The 21,528-nt window shown below is 52.0% G+C and carries 22 protein-coding genes; 16 read left to right on the top strand and 6 right to left on the bottom strand.

The features are described 5' to 3' along the window. Positions 1 to 13: 13 nt before the first annotated feature. Both urtB and urtA read right to left on the bottom strand, forming a co-directional pair. On the bottom strand, positions 14 to 919 hold the full coding sequence (urtB, locus tag AC6RNO_RS25140) for an urea ABC transporter permease subunit UrtB (RefSeq protein WP_474680064.1): 906 nt from the start codon (positions 917 to 919) through the stop codon (positions 14 to 16). A 58-nt stretch (positions 920 to 977) separates the two neighbouring features. Further along, on the bottom strand, positions 978 to 2,225 hold the full coding sequence (urtA, locus tag AC6RNO_RS25145; RefSeq protein ID WP_497107149.1) for an urea ABC transporter substrate-binding protein: 1,248 nt from the start codon (positions 2,223 to 2,225) through the stop codon (positions 978 to 980). Between the two features lie 284 nt (positions 2,226 to 2,509). Here urtA and AC6RNO_RS25150 point away from each other — a divergent pair, with 284 nt between their 5' ends. The 6 genes from AC6RNO_RS25150 (at position 2,510) to AC6RNO_RS25175 (ending at position 7,286) form a co-directional block, all read left to right on the top strand. Beyond that, positions 2,510 to 2,815, top strand: a complete 306-nt coding sequence (locus AC6RNO_RS25150; protein WP_474680066.1) for an urease subunit gamma — start codon at positions 2,510 to 2,512, stop codon at positions 2,813 to 2,815. Between the two features lie 117 nt (positions 2,816 to 2,932). Continuing rightward, positions 2,933 to 3,310, top strand: coding sequence for an urease subunit beta (gene ureB, locus AC6RNO_RS25155; RefSeq protein ID WP_488435228.1), 378 nt, complete (start codon positions 2,933 to 2,935; stop codon positions 3,308 to 3,310). Continuing rightward, positions 3,297 to 5,012 (top strand): urease subunit alpha, encoded by a 1,716-nt coding sequence (ureC, locus tag AC6RNO_RS25160; RefSeq protein WP_488435227.1) that lies wholly within the window; start codon positions 3,297 to 3,299, stop codon positions 5,010 to 5,012. Before ureB ends, ureC begins: the two co-directional genes overlap by 14 nt. 24 nt (positions 5,013 to 5,036) lie before the next feature. Beyond that, entirely contained in the window at positions 5,037 to 5,735 is a 699-nt protein-coding gene (locus tag AC6RNO_RS25165) for an urease accessory protein UreF (protein WP_488435358.1), read from the top strand. Between the two features lie 44 nt (positions 5,736 to 5,779). Continuing rightward, positions 5,780 to 6,439 carry an urease accessory protein UreG gene (gene ureG, locus AC6RNO_RS25170; RefSeq protein ID WP_474680069.1) on the top strand — a complete coding sequence of 220 codons (660 nt, stop codon included), beginning with the start codon at positions 5,780 to 5,782 and terminating at the stop codon, positions 6,437 to 6,439. Beyond that, a complete protein-coding gene (locus AC6RNO_RS25175) occupies positions 6,432 to 7,286 on the top strand; it encodes an urease accessory protein UreD (RefSeq protein WP_488435226.1) in 855 nt (284 codons plus the stop codon). The genes ureG and AC6RNO_RS25175 overlap by 8 nt, the downstream gene beginning before the upstream one ends. Before the next feature lie 2 nt (positions 7,287 to 7,288). Here AC6RNO_RS25175 and AC6RNO_RS25180 read toward each other — a convergent pair whose 3' ends face one another. After that, positions 7,289 to 7,561 (bottom strand): hypothetical protein, encoded by a 273-nt coding sequence (locus AC6RNO_RS25180; RefSeq protein ID WP_488435225.1) that lies wholly within the window; start codon positions 7,559 to 7,561, stop codon positions 7,289 to 7,291. 616 nt (positions 7,562 to 8,177) lie between these two features. On the opposite strand from AC6RNO_RS25180, the gene cyoE reads away from it, so the two are divergent. Together cyoE and AC6RNO_RS25190 are read left to right on the top strand one after the other, a co-directional pair. Then, positions 8,178 to 9,149 carry a heme o synthase gene (gene cyoE, locus AC6RNO_RS25185; RefSeq protein ID WP_474680072.1) on the top strand — a complete coding sequence of 324 codons (972 nt, stop codon included), beginning with the start codon at positions 8,178 to 8,180 and terminating at the stop codon, positions 9,147 to 9,149. An 81-nt stretch (positions 9,150 to 9,230) separates the two neighbouring features. Continuing rightward, a complete protein-coding gene (locus tag AC6RNO_RS25190) occupies positions 9,231 to 9,863 on the top strand; it encodes an SCO family protein (protein ID WP_488435224.1) in 633 nt (210 codons plus the stop codon). A gap of 42 nt (positions 9,864 to 9,905) precedes the next feature. On the opposite strand, the gene AC6RNO_RS25195 is transcribed toward AC6RNO_RS25190, so the two are convergent. Further along, positions 9,906 to 10,259 carry a ribonuclease M5 gene (locus AC6RNO_RS25195; protein ID WP_474680074.1) on the bottom strand — a complete coding sequence of 118 codons (354 nt, stop codon included), beginning with the start codon at positions 10,257 to 10,259 and terminating at the stop codon, positions 9,906 to 9,908. Between the two features lie 729 nt (positions 10,260 to 10,988). Here AC6RNO_RS25195 and AC6RNO_RS25200 point away from each other — a divergent pair. Together AC6RNO_RS25200 and AC6RNO_RS25205 are read left to right on the top strand one after the other, a co-directional pair. Continuing rightward, on the top strand, positions 10,989 to 12,518 hold the full coding sequence (locus AC6RNO_RS25200; protein ID WP_497107150.1) for a carbohydrate-binding protein: 1,530 nt from the start codon (positions 10,989 to 10,991) through the stop codon (positions 12,516 to 12,518). 156 nt (positions 12,519 to 12,674) lie between these two features. Beyond that, positions 12,675 to 14,225, top strand: coding sequence for a glycoside hydrolase family 43 protein (locus tag AC6RNO_RS25205; protein ID WP_474680260.1), 1,551 nt, complete (start codon positions 12,675 to 12,677; stop codon positions 14,223 to 14,225). A 71-nt stretch (positions 14,226 to 14,296) separates the two neighbouring features. Here the strand turns inward: AC6RNO_RS25205 and AC6RNO_RS25210 are convergent, their stop codons facing one another. Beyond that, the gene (locus tag AC6RNO_RS25210; RefSeq protein ID WP_474680076.1) at positions 14,297 to 15,481 is read right to left on the bottom strand and encodes an MFS transporter; all 1,185 of its coding nucleotides are present in this window, start codon (positions 15,479 to 15,481) and stop codon (positions 14,297 to 14,299) included. 123 nt (positions 15,482 to 15,604) lie between these two features. Here AC6RNO_RS25210 and AC6RNO_RS25215 point away from each other — a divergent pair, with 123 nt between their 5' ends. The 5 genes from AC6RNO_RS25215 (at position 15,605) to AC6RNO_RS25235 (ending at position 20,367) form a co-directional block, all read left to right on the top strand. Then, positions 15,605 to 15,760, top strand: coding sequence for a hypothetical protein (locus tag AC6RNO_RS25215; protein ID WP_488435222.1), 156 nt, complete (start codon positions 15,605 to 15,607; stop codon positions 15,758 to 15,760). A 57-nt stretch (positions 15,761 to 15,817) separates the two neighbouring features. Beyond that, entirely contained in the window at positions 15,818 to 16,252 is a 435-nt protein-coding gene (locus AC6RNO_RS25220) for a hypothetical protein (RefSeq protein ID WP_474680078.1), read from the top strand. A gap of 22 nt (positions 16,253 to 16,274) precedes the next feature. Then, a complete protein-coding gene (locus AC6RNO_RS25225) occupies positions 16,275 to 17,423 on the top strand; it encodes a transglutaminase domain-containing protein (protein ID WP_497107151.1) in 1,149 nt (382 codons plus the stop codon). Positions 17,424 to 17,560: 137 nt separating this feature from the next. Further along, a complete protein-coding gene (locus tag AC6RNO_RS25230) occupies positions 17,561 to 18,283 on the top strand; it encodes an HAD-IA family hydrolase (protein WP_474680080.1) in 723 nt (240 codons plus the stop codon). 17 nt (positions 18,284 to 18,300) lie between these two features. Beyond that, the gene (locus AC6RNO_RS25235) at positions 18,301 to 20,367 is read left to right on the top strand and encodes a penicillin-binding transpeptidase domain-containing protein (RefSeq protein ID WP_497107152.1); all 2,067 of its coding nucleotides are present in this window, start codon (positions 18,301 to 18,303) and stop codon (positions 20,365 to 20,367) included. Between the two features lie 50 nt (positions 20,368 to 20,417). Here AC6RNO_RS25235 and AC6RNO_RS25240 read toward each other — a convergent pair whose 3' ends face one another. Continuing rightward, a complete protein-coding gene (locus AC6RNO_RS25240) occupies positions 20,418 to 20,912 on the bottom strand; it encodes a hypothetical protein (RefSeq protein WP_497107153.1) in 495 nt (164 codons plus the stop codon). 313 nt (positions 20,913 to 21,225) lie between these two features. On the opposite strand from AC6RNO_RS25240, the gene AC6RNO_RS25245 reads away from it, so the two are divergent. After that, positions 21,226 to 21,516: a hypothetical protein gene (locus AC6RNO_RS25245; protein ID WP_474680083.1), complete on the top strand. Its 291-nt coding sequence runs from the start codon at positions 21,226 to 21,228 to the stop codon at positions 21,514 to 21,516. Positions 21,517 to 21,528 lie beyond the last annotated feature (12 nt).

Genomic DNA, 21,528 nt, shown 5'->3' on the forward strand with positions numbered 1-21,528 from the left:
CCACTTCCTTTCTTCAATCTAGAGATCTGGAGCGGATCGTTACTAGCCCCATCGGCTTCCACTGCAGGAAAGCAATGATGAGCGTAAACACGAGCACCTTGCCCAAAGTCGCGCTGGTCGTGTACTCCAGTGCCGTGCCCAGCACGCCGATGCCCAGAGCGCTGGAGACGGTGCCGACCAGCTTGCCGATGCCGCCGAGCACGACGACCATGAAGGCGTCGACGATGTAGTAGGTACCGATCGTCGGGCCGATCGGTCCGAGCAGCGACAAGGCGCACCCGGCGATTCCCGCCATGGCCGAGCCGAACGCGAACGATTGGGCGTCGACCCTGCGGGTGGAGATGCCCAGGCAGGCCGCCATCTCGCGGTTTTGCATGACGGCTCTCATCCGTCTGCCTCCGGCGGAGCGGTACAAATACAAGTAGATGGCAAGAATGCAAAAGGCGACCAAAGCGATGATAAACAGCCTTTTGTACGGAAGGATGAGATCGGCCGTAACATGCAGGCCTCCTTCCAGCCAGCCCGGAGCTTTGACGGCCACGTTCGGCGCTCCGAACAGCGTGCGGGCGAGCTGCTGCAGCACGAGGCTGACGCCCCAGGTGGCGAGCAGACTGTCCAGCGGCCTTCCGTACAGGAAGCGGATGAGAAGCGCTTCGAGCAGCCAGCCGATGGCGAAGGCGATAATAAAGGCGGCGACCAGCGATACGACGAAGTACCAGCCGAACGCGGAAGCGGGAAGCCAGCGCTGAAAACATTGCTGGACGAGGTACGCCATATAGGCGCCGATCATAATAAATTCGCCGTGCGCCATATTCATCACGTTCATCAATCCGAACGTAATCGCAAGACCGACCGCGATCAGCAGCAGAATCGAGCTGAGACTAAGGCCGTTAAACAATTGCAGCAGCAGCAGACTCATGACATCACCTCATTTTTGATGACATACAGGACTGCCGTTGGGCAGCCCTGGCTTCGACTCATTTCTTGGTCACTTCTGCGCCCCAAGGATACGTTTTGAGGTACGGGTCTGGCCTGAGCGGCTGGCCTGAATTCCATATTTCTTTAATCAGGCCGTCCGCCTGAATTTGACCGATCCGCGCGGTTTTGGAAATGTGCTGGTTCTCTCCGTCGACGGTCACTTTGCCTTCCGGCGAGTTCCATTCAATGCCTTTGGCCGCCGCTTTCACTTTCTCGACATCGAAGGACCCGGCCTTTTTGACCGCTGCGGCCCAGAGGTACACGGCGGTGTAGCCCGCCTCGATCGGATCGTCCGTTACCCGGTCTTTGCCGTATTTGGCTTTGTATGCTTCGACAAACTTTTTGTTTTCCGGCGTATCGGTAGTCTGATAGTAGTTCCAGGCGGTGTAATGACCTTCCAGAACGGCTGCGCCGATGCCGCGAACTTCTTCTTCGGCGATGCTTACGGACATCGTCGTTATATCTTTGGACGTAATGCCGGCGTCTTTCAATTGCTTGAAGAACGCGACGTTGCTATCCCCGTTCAAGGTGTTGAAAATGACGTCAGGCTTATCTTTTTTTATTTTGCTGATGATCGTGTTGTAATCCGTATGTCCGAGAGGCGTGTATTCTTCGGCGACAAGCGTGCCGCCCTCGGCTTTCAACTGCTCCTTAATAATTTTGTTGGCGGTTCTGGGGAATACGTAGTCGGAGCCGAGGAGGTAAAATTTTTTGCCTTTATTTTGCAAGAGCCAGGTGACTGCGGGAATGATTTGCTGGTTCGTCGTGGCGCCCGTGTAGAAAATGTTCGGCGACGATTCGAGGCCTTCATACTGCACGGGGTACCAGAGCAGGCCTTTGTTTTGCTCGACGACGGGGAGCACCGCTTTGCGGCTTGCCGAAGTCCAGCAGCCGAAAATCGTCACGACGCTGTCTTTTTGCAGCAATTTCTTTGTCTTCTCTGCAAAAGTCGGCCAATCCGACGCGCCGTCTTCGATGACAGGCTTGATTTTTTTTTCCAAAAGTCCCCCTGCGGCATTGATTTCTTCGATCGCCATCAGTTCCGCGTCCCGTACGGACACCTCGCTGATGGACATAGTCCCGGTCAAAGAATGCAAAATCCCTACGGGGATTGTGTCGTCTTTGGCGGCTTCGGGTGCAGTCGTCGATGAAGTGGTGGTTTCGGTTGTCGCACAGCCTGCGGCGGCCATCATAAAAGCCATGCTTAAAGCGACTGTGAGCTTGCCGAAATTGCGCTTCTCTGTCATACAATTTCCACTCCCTTTATAGTAATAATTGGATTACACCGACAATGATAAGCCGGAATCGAATTATATGTCAATATATATAACATAAAAAGTGAATTATTGTGAAAATGAACAATTTAATTTCTTTTTATTGGATAATTTACTATAAATACGAAATATGACCTAAGCATATACCTTATTTTATGTGAATAAATCTGACGTATGAATATTTACTTTGCCGGTTTTGACGAATATAATGAGGGTATCAAGTTGCCATTATTCGGTTTTCGTAAAGAGGTGAGGACGTGCATCTGACGGAGAGAGAGAAAGAAAAGCTGCTGATTACGGTGGCTGCCGATTTGGCCCGCCGCCGCTTGGCCAGAGGCGTCAAGCTGAATTATCCCGAGAGCATCGCTCTTTTGACATCGGAGATTATGGAAGGCGCCAGGGACGGCATGACGGTGGCTCAATTAATGGAGTACGGAACGAAAATTTTGATGTCAGGCCAAGTGATGGAAGGCGTTCCGCAAATGATACACGAAGTGCAGGTGGAAGCGACTTTTCCGGACGGCACCAAGCTTGTTACGGTGCATCAGCCTATTGCCGAGTAAGACCCGGGAGTTTGTGGGCATGTGCAAAAGTGACTCCGTCGGACGGACTCCCCGGCACTTTTAATGAAGCGCAAATTTTCCGACGCGGGGGCAAAAAGTATCGAGAGGAGCAGAACTATGGTTCCAGGAGAATTTCGGACCGGGAAGGGCTTTATTGCATTGAACGTAGGCAGGAAGACAGTCGAGTTGAACGTGGCCAACGCGGGAGACCGTCCTGTGCAGGTGGGCTCGCATTTTCATTTTTTTGAAGTGAACCGTGCGCTGGAATTTTCCCGCGAAGCGGCATACGGAATGAGACTGGATATTCCGGCGGGAACCGCGGTCCGCTTCGAGCCCGGCGAACGGAAGCCGGTCCGGCTTGTCGAGCTGGGCGGAGCCAGAATGTCTTACGGGCTCAACGGCTTGAGCCGCGGACACGCCGAGCATGGCAGCATGCCGGAGGACGTTCGGGAACGATGGAAAGCATGGGAGGGGAAGCCCGGTGAGTCAAATTGACCGCAAAAGCTACGCGCTGATGTTCGGGCCTACGCAGGGCGACGCCGTCCGTTTGGCGGATACGGGGCTATGGGCCGAGATCGAGCGCGATTTCACGGTATATGGAGACGAATGCAAATTCGGCGGAGGCAAAGTGATACGCGACGGCATGGGGCAGTCGAGCGGCGCGACCCGCGATCAGGGCGTTCTGGATACGCTGATTACGAATGCGGTCATTATCGACCATTGGGGAATTGTCAAAGGCGATATCGGCATTAAGGACGGCCATATCGTCGCGATCGGAAAAGCCGGCAACCCGGACATTATGGACGGGGTTCATCCTCAGTTAATCGTCGGCGCGAGTACGGAGGTGATCGCCGGCGAAGGCAAAATCGTAACGGCCGGCGGCATCGATTCGCACATTCATTTCATATGCCCGCAGCAGATCGAGACGGCGCTCTCCTCCGGGGTGACGACGATGATCGGCGGCGGAACGGGGCCGGCGACGGGGACGAATGCGACGACCTGTACGCCGGGGGCTTGGCATCTGCGCCGGATGCTGGAAGCGGCCGAAGCGTTTCCGATGAATTTGGGCTTCACCGGCAAAGGGAATGCGGCGTTTCTCGCGCCGCTGACCGAGCAGATCGAAGCGGGAGCCATCGGTCTCAAGCTCCACGAGGACTGGGGCACGACGCCGGCGGCGATCGACGCCTGCCTGGAAGCCGCGGACAGGTACGACGTCCAGGTCGCCATTCATACCGATACATTAAATGAAGCGGGATTTTTGGAAGATACGCTGGCCGCGATCAAGGGCCGGACGATTCATACGTACCATACCGAAGGAGCGGGCGGAGGACACGCGCCGGACATTATTCGCGCAGCCGCCGAGCTCAATGTTTTGCCCTCTTCGACCAATCCTACGCGGCCTTTTACGATCAATACGATTGAGGAACATCTCGATATGCTCATGGTATGCCACCATCTCGACAGCCGCATTCCCGAGGATGTCGCTTTCGCGGATTCGCGGATTCGTCCGGAGACGATAGCCGCGGAAGATATTTTGCACGATATGGGCGTATTCAGCATGATCAGCTCGGATTCGCAGGCGATGGGGCGTGTCGGGGAAGTCATTATCCGCACCTGGCAAACCGCCGACAAGATGAAAAAGCAGCGCGGTCCGCTGCCGCAGGATACGGAAGACAGCGATAACTTCCGCATTAAACGGTATATCGCCAAATATACGATCAATCCGGCGATCACCCACGGCATTTCGCATCTTGTGGGCTCGGTGGAGGCCGGGAAATTCGCGGACCTTGTCGTCTGGAGCCCGATGTTTTTCGGCGTCAAGCCGGATCTTGTCCTGAAAGGCGGCAGCATCGCCTACGCGCAGATGGGGGACCCGAACGCTTCGATTCCGACGCCGCAGCCTGTGTTCGGCAGACCGATGTTCGCCGCTTTCGGCAAATCGCTGACCCAAAGCTCCATCACGTTTGTGTCCAAGGCGGCATATGACCGTGGAATCGCAGCTTCCCTTGGCTTGCAAAAACGCGTCGAGCCCGTAAAAGGCTGCCGAAGCATCTCCAAGAAAGACATGATTCATAACGATCTGGCGCCGTCGATTGAGGTAAATCCGGAAACGTATGAAGTCAAAGTGGACGGAGAGCCGGTCTCCTGTGAACCGGCGACGGAGCTGCCGATGGCGCAGCGCTACTTTTTGTTCTAAAAGGATGCAAGGCAGGTGACACCGATGACTACCGCTCCCCCTTTTCACTGGCTGGCCTACCAGCAGATGCTCGATTCGGCGCTGCCGATCGGCGGCTTCTCCCATTCTTTCGGCCTGGAAACGCTGGTGCAGCAGGGCCGGCTGACGACGATGGAGCAGCTGGAAGCCTACATTCGCTCCATGCTTGCTTGCAATTGGTCGACATCGGATGCGCTGACGATCAAAGCGGCCTACATGCACATTCCGGCGCAGGAATGGGATCGGCTGTGGGAAGTCGACCGCATGATGCACGTTCAGCGGGCTTCCAGCGAAGCCAGAGCGGGCGCGCAAAAAATGGGCCGCCGGCTGCTGCAGCTCGCCAAGGCGATGTATCCGGAGCTGGCGTGGGAGCCGCTTCACGAAGCCGTGAAGGCGGAGCGCTGCTTCGGCACCCATGCGCTCGTGCACGGCTGGGCGAGCTATCATTTGCACGTTCCGCTGGCGCAAGCGGCGGAAGGGTACCTCTATTGCTGCATCGTCACGTGCATCAACAGCGCGCTGCGGCTCATGTCGATAGGCCAGACGCAGGGGCAAATGCTGCTCGCCAAGCTCCTGCCGTTAACGCGCAGTGCATGGGAGCAGGCATCCGGGCTGGACCCGACGGAGGCTTACACGGCCTCGCCGGCCGCCGATCTCGCCATGATGCAGCATGAAACGCTGTATTCCCGATTGTTTATGTCTTGAAATCTTGAAAATAAAAGCCAATATTCATTTTGGGAGGAATTCATATGTGCCAAGGTCAAGGACATCATCACCATCATTGGGAAAAACCCGAGGTGGACCGCTCGCGTCCGATGCGGATCGGTATCGGGGGCCCGGTTGGCTCCGGCAAGACGGCGCTCGTCGAACGCCTCGCCCGCAAGCTGAATCGCCATTACAGCATCGCGGTCATTACGAACGATATTTATACGAAGGAAGATGCGCAAATTTTGATCCGTTCGGAGGCTTTGCCGGAAGAGCGGATCATCGGCGTAGAGACCGGCGGCTGCCCGCATACGGCGATCCGCGAGGACGCTTCGATGAATTTCGAAGCGATCGAAGAGCTGGAGAAGCGCTTCGCGAAGCTGGATATCATCTTCATCGAGAGCGGCGGCGACAATTTGGCCGCGGCTTTCAGCCCGGAGCTGGTAGATCGCTTCATCTATATTATCGACGTGGCGCAAGGGGAAAAAATTCCGCGCAAAGGCGGCCCGGGCATCATCCGCTCCGACATGCTCGTCATTAACAAAATCGATCTGGCCCCCTACGTCGGCGCCAGCCTCGATGTGATGGAAGAGGATACGAAAAAGATGCGCGGCGAGCGTCCTTATATTTTTTCCAACCTGATGGGCGGCACAGGGTTGGACGATATTGTGGCATGGGTGGAGCGGGAGTATACCCATGCCTAGCATGACCGGGGAGATTCGTGCGGAATTTGCGCTGCGCGGCGGCAGGACGCAGCTCGCGGGCAAATACCACACCTCCCCGTTCAAAATCGCCAAAACGTTTCGTTACGAGAACGAAACGCTCAACGTTGGCGCCGATCCGGAGGATCAGCTCGGCGTCTATGTAATGGATTGCTCCCCAGGCCTTATGGCCGGGGATCAATATGAGCTGGAGTGGCGCCTGGGACCCGGCGCCCGCGTTTTTTTGACGAACCAGTCGTTTACGAAGGTTCATCCTTCAATTGAAGGCGCCGGCAGCACGCAGCGCCAAAGGATTCGTTTGGAAGCGGGCGCAGTGCTGGAATATATCCCCGAGCCCGTGATGCTTTACACGGACGCGCGGTTTACCGCCGACACGGAGGTGGACGCCGCTTCCGGCTCGGTTCTCGTCATGTCGGACATTCTATGTCCGGGACGCGCTCAGCGGGGCGAACTGTTCCAGTACGCCAACTGCGAAAGCCGGATGAAAGTCCGGTACGGCGGGGAGCTTGTTTACTGCCAAAACCAAAGGATCGTGCCGTCCGCGATGGATTTGTCCTCGCCCGGATGCTGGGGGGCGGAAACCCATCTGGGCAGCCTCCTCATCTTCTCCGACCGGATCGGGCAAAAGCATCTGGACGCGGTGATCGAGCAGCTGAATCTTGCAGCGCCGCCTTCGGTCCGGTTCGGAGCAAGCCTCGCCTACAAGCACGGAATCGTCGTGTCGGCGCTGGGAACCTGCGCCTGGGAACTTCAGCACACGCTCGGTACGGCATGGAACGCGATTCGCGCCAGCTTGTTATCGTTAATGCCGTTAACTATTAATAAATAGAATCAGCCTGTACGCAAAAGCGGGCTCATGCCCGACTTGAGCGTAAATTCCTGTACAAACGCAGGCTTTTCCTCCAAACGAGCCGATTCCATCGAATAAGCCTGCACTTTTGCAGGTATCGCCTTCTCCCGAGCCAATTCCCGACGTGGAGCGCCGTCTTTGACGGCCAGTTCGATGCCGCGGAGCTTCTCCGGGAACTGCTGAATCCTCGGCCCCCCCTGTTTGAACGGGAAAGCCTGCAAAAGTACATCTTTTCGCTCTCCACCAGCTCTCACCCCGAACAATTCCTGCAAAACTGCAGTTTTTTACGCTATAAAGCGGGCTCATGCCCGTCATGAGCGTAAATTCCTGCACAAACGCAGGCTTTTCCTCCAAACGATCCGTTTCCATCGAAAAAGCCTGCACTTTTGCAGGAATTGCCATCTTCCGAGTGTGGAGCGCCGTCATTGACGGCCAGTTCGATGCCGGTAGCTATACACTAAATTCGCCTTCATGTGTACCGCCCAGCGGCATGGGGTTTTTTGCAGGAATTGCCCACTCCCGAGCCACTTCCCAACGTGGAGCGCCGAGCGTCGCCTTTAACCGGCCAGGTACAAAAGCTCCCGGGCGGGATGAGGGAATTTATTCCCCGGTATGCGTGGAAAGCAGTGAAACGGGTACACTCCACCGGTTGAAATAGGTGCTGCAGCGCGTTCTTTGCGGGAAATCGGACATTGTTAACGAAAATAGAATGGCTGTGACTTTTTACACGCATACTGGGAAAGAGAATCGACAAAATGATGACAACTGCGCTCGTTTCATTGTCAAACGGGATTCAGGTTGGTATGATTAGATTGTTGAAAATCAGGGTTATTGATTTGCTCGGCAGTTCATATACAGGAGGGCAATTACGTGGAAAAGCAAGTAAGCTACGAGTCGGTTCCGAACGCGGCGGTCAAAACGGCCGAACATCCGGAAGCGCACGAAGCCGGCGCCGTTCAAACCTCGGCAGAGCCTGTTTCTATTAAAGATTTTTATCGGTTGACGAAGCCAGGGTTGATTTATTCTAATTCAATGACTGCGTTCGCAGGCTTTTGGGTCGCATCCAAATGGGATGTGAACTGGCTGCTGCTGCTTTACACGCTGCTCGGATCGGCGCTCGTCATGGCTTCAGGCACCGTGTTGAACAACTATTTGGACCGGGATATGGACTCCAAGATGGAGCGGACCCGCAATCGCGCCCTGCCAAGCGGAAGAATGGCGCCGAACGTCGTGCTGGCATACGGGATCATTCTCGGAGTTCTCGGACTGGGCACACTGTACTTGCTGGCGAACTCGCCATTGGCGGCGCTGCTTGGATTGATCGGTTTGTTCCTGTACGTATGGGTATATACGGCCTGGTTTAAAAGAACTTCCGTATGGAGCACGTTCGTGGGCGCATTTTCCGGCGCGGTGCCTCCTATCATCGGTTACTGCGCAGTCACCGGAAAGTTCGATCTTGGAGCAATTTTGCTGTATTTGTTTCTGTTCCTCTGGCAACCGCCTCATTTCTGGGCGCTTGGCATTCGCAGGTCGGAAGAATACCGCGCGGCGGGATTTCCTTTGCTTCCCGTAGTGAAAGGCTTCTACGTTACGAAAGTCAGCATGCTTCGCTACGTGGTTCTTTTAGTCCCGGTTACGGTTATGCTGACGGCTTTCGGCTATCTCGGCTACACGTTCCTGATCGTCTCGACAGCGCTTGGCTTGATTTGGGTGTTTATGGCGGTAAGAGGGTTTGGCATGCACGGCGAATCCGAAATCAAATGGGCAAAAGGCATGTTTATTTACTCGCTTAACTATTTAACGCTGTTGTCCATTTTGATGGTGTTCAGTACAATGAAGTAAGGCAGAGCGGATTTACGACTTCCCATGGCGACATGGGATTTTATTTTGCTTTTGAACATGGGATGGGGGAAAAGAAGCGGAATGAATGTGTTTTTAGCGAAAAACTGGTTTAAAATGGCCATCGGCATCATTTTGGTGGCAATGATTGCGTCTTTTGCATACAAGCTGTGGTTTCAGCAGGACGGAAGCGATGAGCGGCTTAGGGCGATGAAGCCGGCCCCGGATTTTCAATTGACGGATTTGGACGGTAAGACGGTTTCATCCAAGGATTTGAACGGGAAAGTCAGACTCGTGTATTTCTTCTACTCTTTTTGCCCTGACGTATGCATGCCGACTTCATTTATCCTTTCCAACGTACAAGCATCGTTAAAGGAAAAAGGGCTTCTCGGCAGCAAGGCGGAAATTCTTTCGATTACGGTTGATCCGACCAGGGATACCCCGGCTGTGTTGAAGGAGTTCGGCAGCAGGTTCGAATCGAAGCCTGTGCCGGGAGGATGGACGTTTTTGCGCGGTGACGAGGCGGAGACGAAGAAGCTTGCCGAAGATTTCGGCATTATGGTGATCAAAGAGAAGAATGGGGATTTCTCGCATTCCAACGCCATTCTGTTGGTCGATCCGAAAGGGGTGCTCCGCAATTATTACGATGCGGGCGATCCGAAGCTGGATGCGAATTACATAGTGAAGGACGTCATTACGTTGTCCAAAGGCAAATAATACGCAAGAGGGAAGCGGGAGTCCGTCCGATTAACCTCGGTTTTACTCCAAAGCAGGGCTTGGATCAGGGTATATAATATACTCTTCCAGCCCTGCTTTTTCTAGTTGCTGGATCAGATATTCTTCGGGCGTTCCTTCCACTCCGGCATAGCCTTTGCGTGTATAGATTTGCTCGGCGTCGGGAAAGGCGTCGCACAGCAGAGCGCGGATCCGCTTTCCGGAAGAATCGTTATCGGTAAATATGTAAACCTGGCGATCGCCTGCTTTTTTCTTCAAATCTTCCAGCGTCGCCGAGTTGGGTGTGCCGTATGTGCAGAAAATTGCAATTTCCTCGCTGACGATTCGTTTCAATCGGCTTTTGTCATTTTTGCCTTCGACAATTATAGCTATCGACATAGGGGCCCCCTCGCTGCTTTTTTTTGTATTATAACCAGTTTTGGCGAGCGATCCAAGCCCTTTATGCGATTTTCAGGCAAATCATGTGCGGATTTCCCGGGAAATGACAAGCGTTGACAGACCGATCCGCTAAAGACGTCGCAGTACTTTTTTTCGTAAAATAACTTTTCGAAAGCAGGATTCTTTGAGGCGCATAGAAGGTCTCTTTATCAATCGACTCTTTGCGGACATTCTAAGATAAAATCAAGCAATATCATTGATTTGTCAATGAACAACACCAACTTTCTGATTCTTTAGCACAAAATTCATAAAATAACACAATTTATTCCAAATAAATTCTATTTTTTCAAAAAAGAAAGCGCTTTATAATGGAGTTGCTTCACCAGATTATTGCCAAATATAGTGAAAGGAGTGCGCATGCAATGTTCTTGCAATGAACGATCCGTTAAAAAACTTAGAAAGGAGAGATAAAATTTGTTGAACGTTCTAAAGTTTTAACGGACTTTTCAGATTCGCTTGTTATGAAATATTGAAGTTAACCCGAAAAGTATTATGCAAACGCTTACGAAGTCAACCGACGAGCTCTTTCCAAACATTCTGTCGTTGCATGAACGATGGGAACAACTGCGCCGACACCGTCTGACAACCGATTGCTATGGCGCCGAATTCTGCAGTGCTGTATACCCCGCGCAAGCGGCAAGCGATATTTTAAAAGGAGGAAAATGTATTATGTTAAAAAAATTAAGTGCGATTGTATTGGCTTGTTCATTAACGCTCAGTGCTGTGCCATTGACGTCCGCATATGCCGCCAACAGTGCGACTGCAAAACTTCCGGGGAATTCAAACCCGCTTATGGACCATAAATTGGGGGCAGACCCCTTTGCGATGGTCTATAATGGAAGGGTTTACATTTATATGTCAAGCGATGCGTATGTAAATAATAGCAACGGGACTGTTAAAGAAAATGATTTTAGCGCATTGTATAAAGTTAATGTCATATCTTCCGCTGATATGGTGAACTGGACAGATCATGGTTCCATTCCGGTAGCGGGAGCCAATAGCGGCAATAACGGCAAAGGTATTGCCAAATGGGCGTCACTTTCATGGGCTCCGGCTGCCACACACAAAACGATAAACGGCAAGGAGAAATTTTTCCTTTATTTTGCAAATGGCGCATCGGGTATTGGCGTGCTGACTGCGGATTCTCCGCTAGGACCATGGACAGATCCGATCGGAAAAGCTCTTGTTACAGGCAATACGCCCGGAGTCGCCGGAGTTACATGGCTTTTTGACCCGGCCGTATTTGTGGATGATGATGGTCAAGGATATTTGTATGTCGGCGGGGGAATACCCAATACCTCGGATCCGGCATCGGTTGCCAATCCCAAAACAGCCAGAGTTTTGAAATTGGGCGCCGATATGACGAGTATTGTTGGAAGCGCAGTAACCATTGATGCTCCTTACATGTTTGAAGACTCCGGCATTCATAAGTACAACGGCAAATATTACTACTCTTATTGTATCAATTTCTCCGGTACGCACCCGGCCGCTTATCCGGCAGGCGAGATCGGCTACATGATGAGCAGCAGTCCTATGGGGCCCTTTACGTATACAGGGCATTTCCTGAAAAATCCGGGCGCATTTTTCGGGGGCGGCGGAAACAACCACCATGCCGTATTTAACTTTAATAACCAGTGGTATGTCGTGTACCATACCCAAACTGTCGCCACGGCTCAATTGGGAAGCGGAAAAGGATACCGATCCCCGCATATCAATAAGCTTGTGTATAATTCGAATGGAACGATACAAGAAGTTCAGGCAAATATGGCAGGCATAGCCCAGATCGCCAATCTGGATCCGTACAACAGGACTGAGGCGGAAACGATCGGATGGAATGCAGGTATCCAAACTGAGGATAGTCAAGCGGCAGGCGGACCGGTAAATAATCAAAATGTAGCATATATAAATAACGGGGACTGGGTAGCTGTAGGAAATGCTGACTTTGGCAGCGGAGCGAAGACTTTTAAAGCAAATGTAGCATCGGCGACTACAGGAGGCAATATTGAAATACGTCTTGACAGTCCAACCGGTACTCTTGTTGGAACACTTCCCGTACCTTCTACAGGCGGGTGGCAAAATTGGAAGGAAGTAACAACCAATGTCAGCGGTGCAACGGGTGTCCACAAAGTGTTCTTCGTGTTTACGGGAGCAGGGACAGGTAATTTGTTTAATTTTGATTACTGGCAGTTTGCGCGCTAATCATGAGCAGCGTGAATTTACAGCACGGATAAGGGAGTAACGTTTTTGACGTTCGGGAAATTAACGTTCATTTTCCGAACGTCATTCATCTTTTTTGAAGCAGTTGCTAAAAAACCTGTCTACAGTCCAATTTTCCTATAAGGAGGCGATTGTATGATGTATAAGAGAATAGGCGTGTTCTTATTGGTTTTCACATTATTCATGAGTATGATGCCCAATTATACCGCATTTGCAGCCACTACTTTTACAAATCCGTTTATATATGCCGATGCACCGGACAACGATGTGATCAGGGTAGGCAATACGTATTATATGACCAGCACGACCATGCATATGAACCCTGGAGTCCCGATCATGAAATCCAACGACCTCGTAAATTGGGAAATCGTAAATTATGTTTACGATACGTATGCCAACAATGACGCACAAAATCTGAACAACGGGCAGAACGAATACGGAAGAGGCTCGTGGGCAAGCAGCCTTAGATATAATAACGGCACTTATTATGTTTCTTTTGGCTCGAATTCTACCGGCAAAACCTACATTTATCAAACGAACAATATAGAAACCGGCCCATGGACATCGTCAGTGCTTGGCAGCTATTACCATGACGCATCGCTGCTGTTTGATAACGGACGCGTATTCCTGGTTTATGGCAGTGATAACATCAGCATTATCGAGCTTACGGCAGACGCCAAAGCGATCAAATCAGGGGGGCTTAATCAAGTAATTATCCCCAATTCAAGTAATATTGCCGGTTCCAGCTTCATAGTGAAGGCCGAAGGCGCGCACATCCAAAAGATCAACGGAATGTACTATGTATTCCTGATCGTTTGGCCGTCGGGAAGCGGCCGCACTGAATTATGCTACCGCGCAAGCAGCTTGACCGGACCGTATACAGGTCAAGTTGTATTGAAGGATTCGGGCATTGCACAGGGAGGCATTGTCGATACGGCTTCCGGCTCCTGGTATGGTATGCTGTTTAAAGACAGCGGGGCAATCGGACGTATGCCGTATCTTGTTCCGGTTACATGGTCCAATAATTGGCCGGTATTCGGTGTCAACGGTAAAGTTCCCCTTACCATGAATGTTCCCGTCGAAGGTTATCCGGCCAAGAAGGTTTATGCGTCCGATGAATTTTCAAATACGACTCTTGGCAAGGTGTGGCAGTGGAACCACAATCCTGACAATACGAAGTGGTCCCTTACACAGCGTCCCGGATTCATGAGAATTACGACCGGAAAAGTGAGCACGAGCATTCTTGATGCCAGAAACACGCTTACCCAAAGGACATTCGGACCGCAATCTACAGGAACCGTTGCATTGGAAACAAGCGGCATGAAGGACGGCGATTATGCCGGTCTTGCAGCGTTTCAGGCTAAATACGGATTTGTCGGCGTAAAGATGTCCGGGACTTCCAAATCCATTGTGATGGCGAATGCCGGCTCGGGAACAATGACTGAAGTGGCGAGCGTCCCCGTCACCCAGAACAGAGTATACCTTAAACTTTTCTGTGATTTTAAAAATCAGACAGATAAAGCCTATTTTTACTACAGTCTTGACGGCACAAATTGGACGGCTATAGGCAGCACGCTTCAGATGTCTTATACACTGCCTCACTTTATGGGATACCGTTTTGCTTTGTTCAATTATGCTACTAAATCAACCGGCGGTTTTGTCGATTTTGATTATTTGCGATTGCAGTAAGAAGATGACAGGAAACATGCATCCGCAGCACAAAAACGGAGCCTCGCGATTTTGCGGGCTCCGTTTTCCGATTAATTATGGGGTATTACATGAAGCTTGAAGGTGCGGAGGGGCAGCAGCGAAAGGGCCAGCATCAGTATGAAAAAGGCGATGAAATAAGATGAAATTTGATCGCGGAGCTGTCCGGCCAGCGTCGGTCCGAAGAAGGCGCCGATGGAGTGTGAAATCGACAGCAGCGAGAAGACGCGCCCGTACCGGCTGCTGCTTGTGATGCCGGCGAGCAGCGCCGCGAGCGACGGGAAGATGACGCCTTTGGCCATCCCGATGAGAAACAGCGACACTGAAAGCGGTACAGGCCATTTGACGGCCAAGCCGAAAAATATGATAGCAAGCGACAAGCTCCCCGCTACAGTACGGATTGAAGGCGAAACCTGGTTCAAAAACCACATGCTCAGCGTGCACAGCGCCCCCAGGCTGACCAGGGAGAAAAATACGCCGGAGGTTAAAATGGAGCCTCTGGATGCCTGCATAAGCGGCAGCTCGAAAAATAAAATGCCTTGCGAACAAGAAATCGCCATCGGAATCAAAAAGAAAAGCCAGGGAATCGGCATGTGCGGAGTCACGTCGCCGGGCCGCTCCGGGAGCGAATGGCCATGGTGATCGACGAGCAGCGGCTGAGCGGTATCGGACAGCTCTGCCGTCACCGAAGCTTTTTGCTCCTTAACGCCGAAAATAGCGAGAATCCCGGTGACGATCAGTACCCAGCCGAGCACGGAAAAAGCGGTCGTAAACCCGATTTTGGCGACCAGCAGCGCTCCGGCTGCCGGGGACACGACCGAGGCCAGCGTATGGACGAGGCCGTTGCCTGTCATCAGCTTGCTCTGGTGAATGCGGTCTTTGGCAATCCGGGCGAGCAGGGAGAGGCACGCCGGCGACAGAAACGCAAGCACAAATCCGCTGATGGAGCGAATGTACAGCAAATGCCACGGGTCTGTGACCATAGATTGAAATAAGAGGATGATCCCTGCTACAATCAGGCTAAAGATGATGAAAAGCTTGCTGCCGTATTTGTCCACACCGTAGCCGGCAATTAAATTTCCGGGCAGATGCGTGATCGAGTATACGCCCATAATCAAGCCGATAAAAGAAGGCGCCGCGCCCAGGGACAAAGCGAAAGGGGACAAGATCGGATACTGCGCGTGCAGATCGAAAAACGCAACAAACATAAACAAATATAACCAAATCGCCGTTCTCAAAGATCTCACCGCCCATTTTTAATATGTTGACTCAGGAGTCTTGTCTCTAAGATGTACGCGACTTGTCCGCAGGATATGACCTTTCTGCATAAATGACACATTTCCAAAGAAAGGAGCTTCCGCATGGACTCTATGGTAATCCTGCTGCTGGCGGCCGCGGCCGTGTATCTCCTGTTTCGGTTAAGGCGGTCCATCCGCTCCTCAAGAAATTACGCCGACAAGAGCGGCGAAATCCAGAAAAAGTTAGCGGAATTAAGGAAAAAAAGAGATGAACAATAACGATGCGCTGTAGTATGATTAGGAAGGTACTTTTTTTAATAATGGAGGGATTTTCGCTTGGATCAATGGATTTCTTTCGCGCAGGACCGCTGGTATTTGCTCATTGCGGCGATCATTGTTCTTTTTATCGTTATTGGAATCGTTAAAACGATCATGAAATGGATACTTGTTATCGTCATTGTCGGGGCTCTGGTCGTATATGGAGCCAATTATAAGGATAAGCTGCAAAGCATAGGAGCAAGCGTTGTCAGCCAGGTGGGCGACGAGGTGAAAGACAAAGCCGTAAGCGCATTGGCCTCCGAAGCCAAGGACGCGCAGTTCAAGGCGAATCCGGACGGCTCCTTTTTGATCACGACCAAAAGCTTGAAGGTCGAGGGAAAAGCGGGCTCGGAAGAAGTGAAAGTTACCTTTATGGGAACAACGTTTACGATGAACGCGAATGCGGCGATCAACGCATTTGTGGAGCAGGCGCAAAAAAATGCCAAGCCTTAGCTTAAAATAGGAGGGAAATCTTATGGCGGATATGATGCTCGCAAAATGGACAACAATTAATCTCATATCGATCGCCATTGTTTTAACGTTTGCGGCCGCTGTCATACAGGGCTTTTTCCGCGGCGGCTCCGGTTCGGCCAAGCATCTCGTCTACATGGTCGTCGAAGGGCTCACGGTTATCATCAGCATGTTTTTGGCGTGGAAGAGCGTGCAGCTCGTTTCCCCGCTTATTCAAACCTGGCTCAAGTCGCAAAATTTGCGGCTGCCCGCCGGGGAGATCACGATGTGGCAGCAGATTTACTATACGGCGGTAACGAGCATCCGCGATTTTCCGCTGCTCCGGTTCGGCGTGCTGTTTTTGCTCGGCTATATGATCGTGAAGCACATTTTGTATCTTTTGTTCGAGCCGGTTGCCCGCTATTGGCTGGCCGGACGTCATCCTTACGGCGCGGGTCGGAGATCGCTGCTCAGTTCTTTGGCCGGCGGGGCTATAGGCGCCGTTGCGGGATTCGCCAGGGCGCTGATGCTGATCGCGGCGCTGTTTATTTTTGCAACCTTGTTCCCACATTCGCCGCTCACGTCGTACATTCAATCGTCGCAGATGTATCAAAAGGGCGCGCAAGAAGTCATCTCACCTTTCACGGGCGACTTTATTGCCGACAAGGTTCCTGTATTTACCAGGGCGGTCGAAAATGAGTTCTCGAACATTTTGCAGCGCAGATACGAGGTGCTGGACGCCAATATACCGGACAACATAGCCGAAGCGGCCAAGGAAGTGACGGCCCCCGGCAAATCGGACGAGGAGAAGGCGCGGCTCCTGTACAAATGGGTCGGAACTCGGGTGCAGTACGATTGGGACAAGGTGAGGCTGTATGAGGATCAGCGCATCTGGAAGGAGCAGACGCCTGAAGATACGTTTAGCACTCGCAAAGGCGTATGCATCGATTATTCCAGATTGTACGCGCTGATGGCGCGGTCTGTCGGGCTCGATGTGAAGGTTGTGACCGGTCTTGGCTACGATGGCAAGGGCAGCTATGGGCCTCATGCCTGGAACGAAGTTTACTTGAAGGAATCGGAGCGCTGGGTGCCGCTCGATTCGACGTGGGTTGCAAGCGGAGGCAACTGGTTCAACCCGCCGAATTTCGATCAAACGCACATCAAAGAGGCATAGCATAAACATAGCGGATTCGCCGGAAGCCAGCCTTTCCAGTCAAAGGGCGCGGCTTCTTTTTTCCTCCCAGGCAAGTGTGGTACACTTAATAGCGGAATTGTTAATATGATTATGAGCAGCATCATGAAGGAGATCCAATGCGACAACCCATTCGGCAGTATAAAATGATATATTTCGATGCAGGCGACACCCTGCTGATGATTCCCGCAGCTCAAGCCATCCTGAAGCAGTACTTGGCGGATCGTTCTCTGGACAGGGATGAAGCGCACATCGGTGAACTATTCGCGGAAGCTTTTCGTCTATTTTATTACGGGAAGAAGACGGATTCTTTTGAAGCCTGCACCCCGGAATCCGACCGCGCATTTTGGGTGGACCTGTATAAATACGTGCTTCACAAGCTGGACGCGCATGCAACCTGGACGGCTGACGAAATACATGCTTGCTGCCACGAACTCTACGATATTTATACGGCGCCGGAGTACTATGAGCTGTTCGACGACGTCATTCCGTGTCTGGAACGTTTGCGGGATATGGGTTTCCGGCTTGGGATCGTCAGCAATTTTGCTCCTACGCTTAAAGCGATTTTGGCAAGCAAGGGCATTTTGCATTTTTTCGAGCCCGTGATCGTATCCACGGAGGTCGGTCTGGAGAAGCCGGACCCGGCGATTTTTCATTTGGCCCTGAAGCTGGCGAATATCGATCCCCGGGACGTTCTCTATATCGGAGATCATGAGACCAACGATATTTGGGCGCCGGGCCAGGCGGGCATCGATGCCGTAAAAATACTTCGCTACGACTACCACACGGGAGAAGGCATCCGCTCTTTGCTTCAACTGTTCGAAGAACATGTCAGTGTGTGAGAAAGGATTGAAAAGCAATGAAGTCATCGGCAGCGATGGATGACCCGAAAAAAAGCGAGATCACCAAGAAGCGGCACTTTTCCTTACGCATCAACATCTTTTTCTTTTTGACATTTGTGCTGTTTTCCATCTTGATCGTGCGGCTGGCGATTTTGCAGTTCGTGCAGTACAAGGAGCTGAAAGCGGCCGAAAATACGAACACGAACACGAAAACGAAAATTGCCCCGATCCGCGGCAATATTTACGATTCCAACAAATCGCCGCTGGCCTATACGATTCCGATCCAGTCGCTGTTTTTCCGCATCGAGCCGGGGCAGCAGAACAAGGATGACTTGATTTCGCTCGCTAACAAGCTGAAGGACGTTTTCGACAAATACGGCAAGCCGGACGCCAAAAAGCTGACGGCCGCGGACATCATCCTTTCTATGGATTTGGGCTACGACATCAACAAAAAGGATACGAAGCCGCCGAGTTATTTTCAGGTCCCGCGCAGAATCAAAGCCGACTTGTCCCAGGCGGAAATCGCGTATTTGCTGGAGCACCGGGACGAGTACAAATGGCTGGAAGTGAACGAGGAAAGCATCCGCACGTATGAAATGGATGACGACGGGAAAACGACGATCGCCACGCAGTTGATCGGGTACTTAAAGTCGTACTCCACGCAGACGGCGAGAGATATGTATAAGGACAACCCGGAAAAGTCCGAATACTTGGATGCCGAGAACGTAGGGTTTGACGGGATCGAGCGGATGTATCAGGATGAGCTGCGGGGGACGAACGGCAGCAAAGTTTATCCGGTTGACGCAGTCATGCGAATTATCGGAAGAGCGACGGTAACCGCACCGGTCAAAGGGAACAACCTGTATTTGACGATCAACAAGGATGTGCAGAAGACAACGGAAAAAGAGCTTGAGGATCATATCAAATCTCTGCAGAGTCCCTCCAATGCGGGCAATCCTTATTTGAAGTGGGGGACGAACGCCGCGTCGGGCTTTGCGGTAGCGATGGAAGTCGATACGGGACGCGTAGTCACAATGGCCAACTATCCCGACTATAACGCGAACGTGTGGACCGGCGGGATTTCTCAGAACGACTACGACGAAATCGGCACCTATATATCCAACGGCTCGATTACGACCGCAAAGACCAAATATCCGACCGAAAAGGAAAATGCGAAGCATCCGTCGTCCATCGTGTTTATGGGCTCTACGATCAAGCCTCTATCCGTGCTAATCGGTTTGAAAGAGAAGCTGTTTAATGCAGGCGACACTTATTACGACACCGGTTCCTTCAGTTTCGGCAAAACAGGCAGCGCAAGTACGATTACCAACTCCGATAAGGCGGCATACGGGCCACTGACTGCATCTTCCGCTATTGAACATTCGTCCAACACTTACATGTCGGCAATGATCGGTATTCCGTTCTACAAAAAATACGGCGGAGAAACTCAGGCGGTGACCGATAAATGGGCGGAGTATTTGGCGAAATTCGGCATCGGCGTTAAAACGGGAAGCGGACTTCCCGGAGAAATTGCCGGATCGAACGACTTTGCCAAAAACGCCAAAAAAGACAGCTACCAATCGGCCATGGTCTATGCTTCCTGGGGACAGAACGAGAAGACGACTACGCTGCAGCTTGCGCAATACGCGGCGACGCTGGCTAACCGCGGAAAGCGGATGAAGCCGCTTTTTGTGGATGAGATCAGAAGCTATGAAGGGCAGCTGGTGAAAAAAATCGAGCCGGAAGTGCTGGACGATTCGTCGACGATGTTCTCCAGCAGCGATTGGAATACAATCGTCCACGGTATGAAGAGCGGTGCCGAAGGCATCGATGACCTGCCTTTCAACGTGGCGCGCAAGACGGGGACGTCCACTCAAGTCGTATCCGGAGGCACTGTCGAAAATGCGGTGTTCATCGCCTTCGCACCTGTCGAGAATCCGAAGCTGGCCGTAGCTGTCGTCGTGCCCGAGGGCGGTTTCGGACGCTACGGCGCCTCTCCGATCGCGGCGAAAATATTCTCCGCATACGATGCGGCGAATGACGGGATTTTGACGAAACTCGGCGGCGGCAAGAGACCGTGGTAAGGATGGCAGTGAATCAAGAAGCGTGCTTTGGCGCGCTTCTTTTCTTGTATTTAGGGGGCCACGTTGGAGGACGGCTGGCCGGAGCAGCAAAAGGCAGAAGATGCATGTTCTAGACTGTCGAAAAATTCGACCGCGGGGCCATCAAGAAATCCATCCGCCCGAGCCGATAGCGTAAACTGCCATGCCGTGTGCAGAAAGCCTGAAATAGTCAAAGTGACAAGAAATCCATACGCCTGAGCGGATAGCGTAAATTGTCTTGCCGTGCGCAGAAAGCCTGAAATAGTCAAAGTGATAAGAAATCCATACGCCCGAGCCGATAGATTAAATTGCCGCGCCGCGAGCAGAAAGCCTGAAATAGACAAAGTGACAAGAAATCCACACGCCCGAGCCGATAGAGTAAATTGCCGCGCCGCGCGCAAAAAGCCTGCAATAGTCAAAGTGACAAGAAATCCACACGCCTGAGCCGATAGCGTAAATTGCCTTGCCCCGCGCAAAAAGCCTGCAAAAGTGCATCTTTTTGCTCGTTCATTCGCCTGCAGCGACAAATTCCTGCAATTGTGCAGGTTTTTTGCCGCACGAAAGGGCTCGGGTTCATTTTGGTCGAAAATTCCTGCACAATTGCAGGCTTTTCATTGAAATGAAGCAATTTCAAGGAAAAAAACTGCACTTTTGCAGGTTTTCTCCCTGTCCAGCCGCTCCTTACCCCCTCGCCGAGCAGCGCCACAACCTGTATGGGAGGGGCGCGTTGGGGAGAAGCGGCAGCGCCTCCCTGACTTTTGCGAGTTTCAGAATCGGCAAGTATCGCCCCGACCGCCGGCGTACAACGCAACACCGCGCGGGCTGGGAGCTGCACGCGCGGTGTTACGCTATTTTGCCGACAAGGCCGGCTTTTCCGCCAAAGTTCTTGGCACATTCCGCCTGCCCGGACATATGATAAAAGCACGAGGAAGCTTTTACCAAAAAGTTGCCTTGAGCAAACATTTATGCACAATGGAAAAGGCGGTGAGTCGCGGTGAAAAAAGTCCGCTGGTCTTCATCTCTCAAACGGCTGATCATTACGTTCATATTTTTATAAGATCCGAATTGCCGGGATCGAGCCGGGTTCCTCCATCTTCATTTCCAGTATGGACGGCAGTTATGGTATACTAATGTATCGATAGT

The sequence above is a fragment of the Paenibacillus sp. sgz302190 genome, from assembly GCF_059820445.1.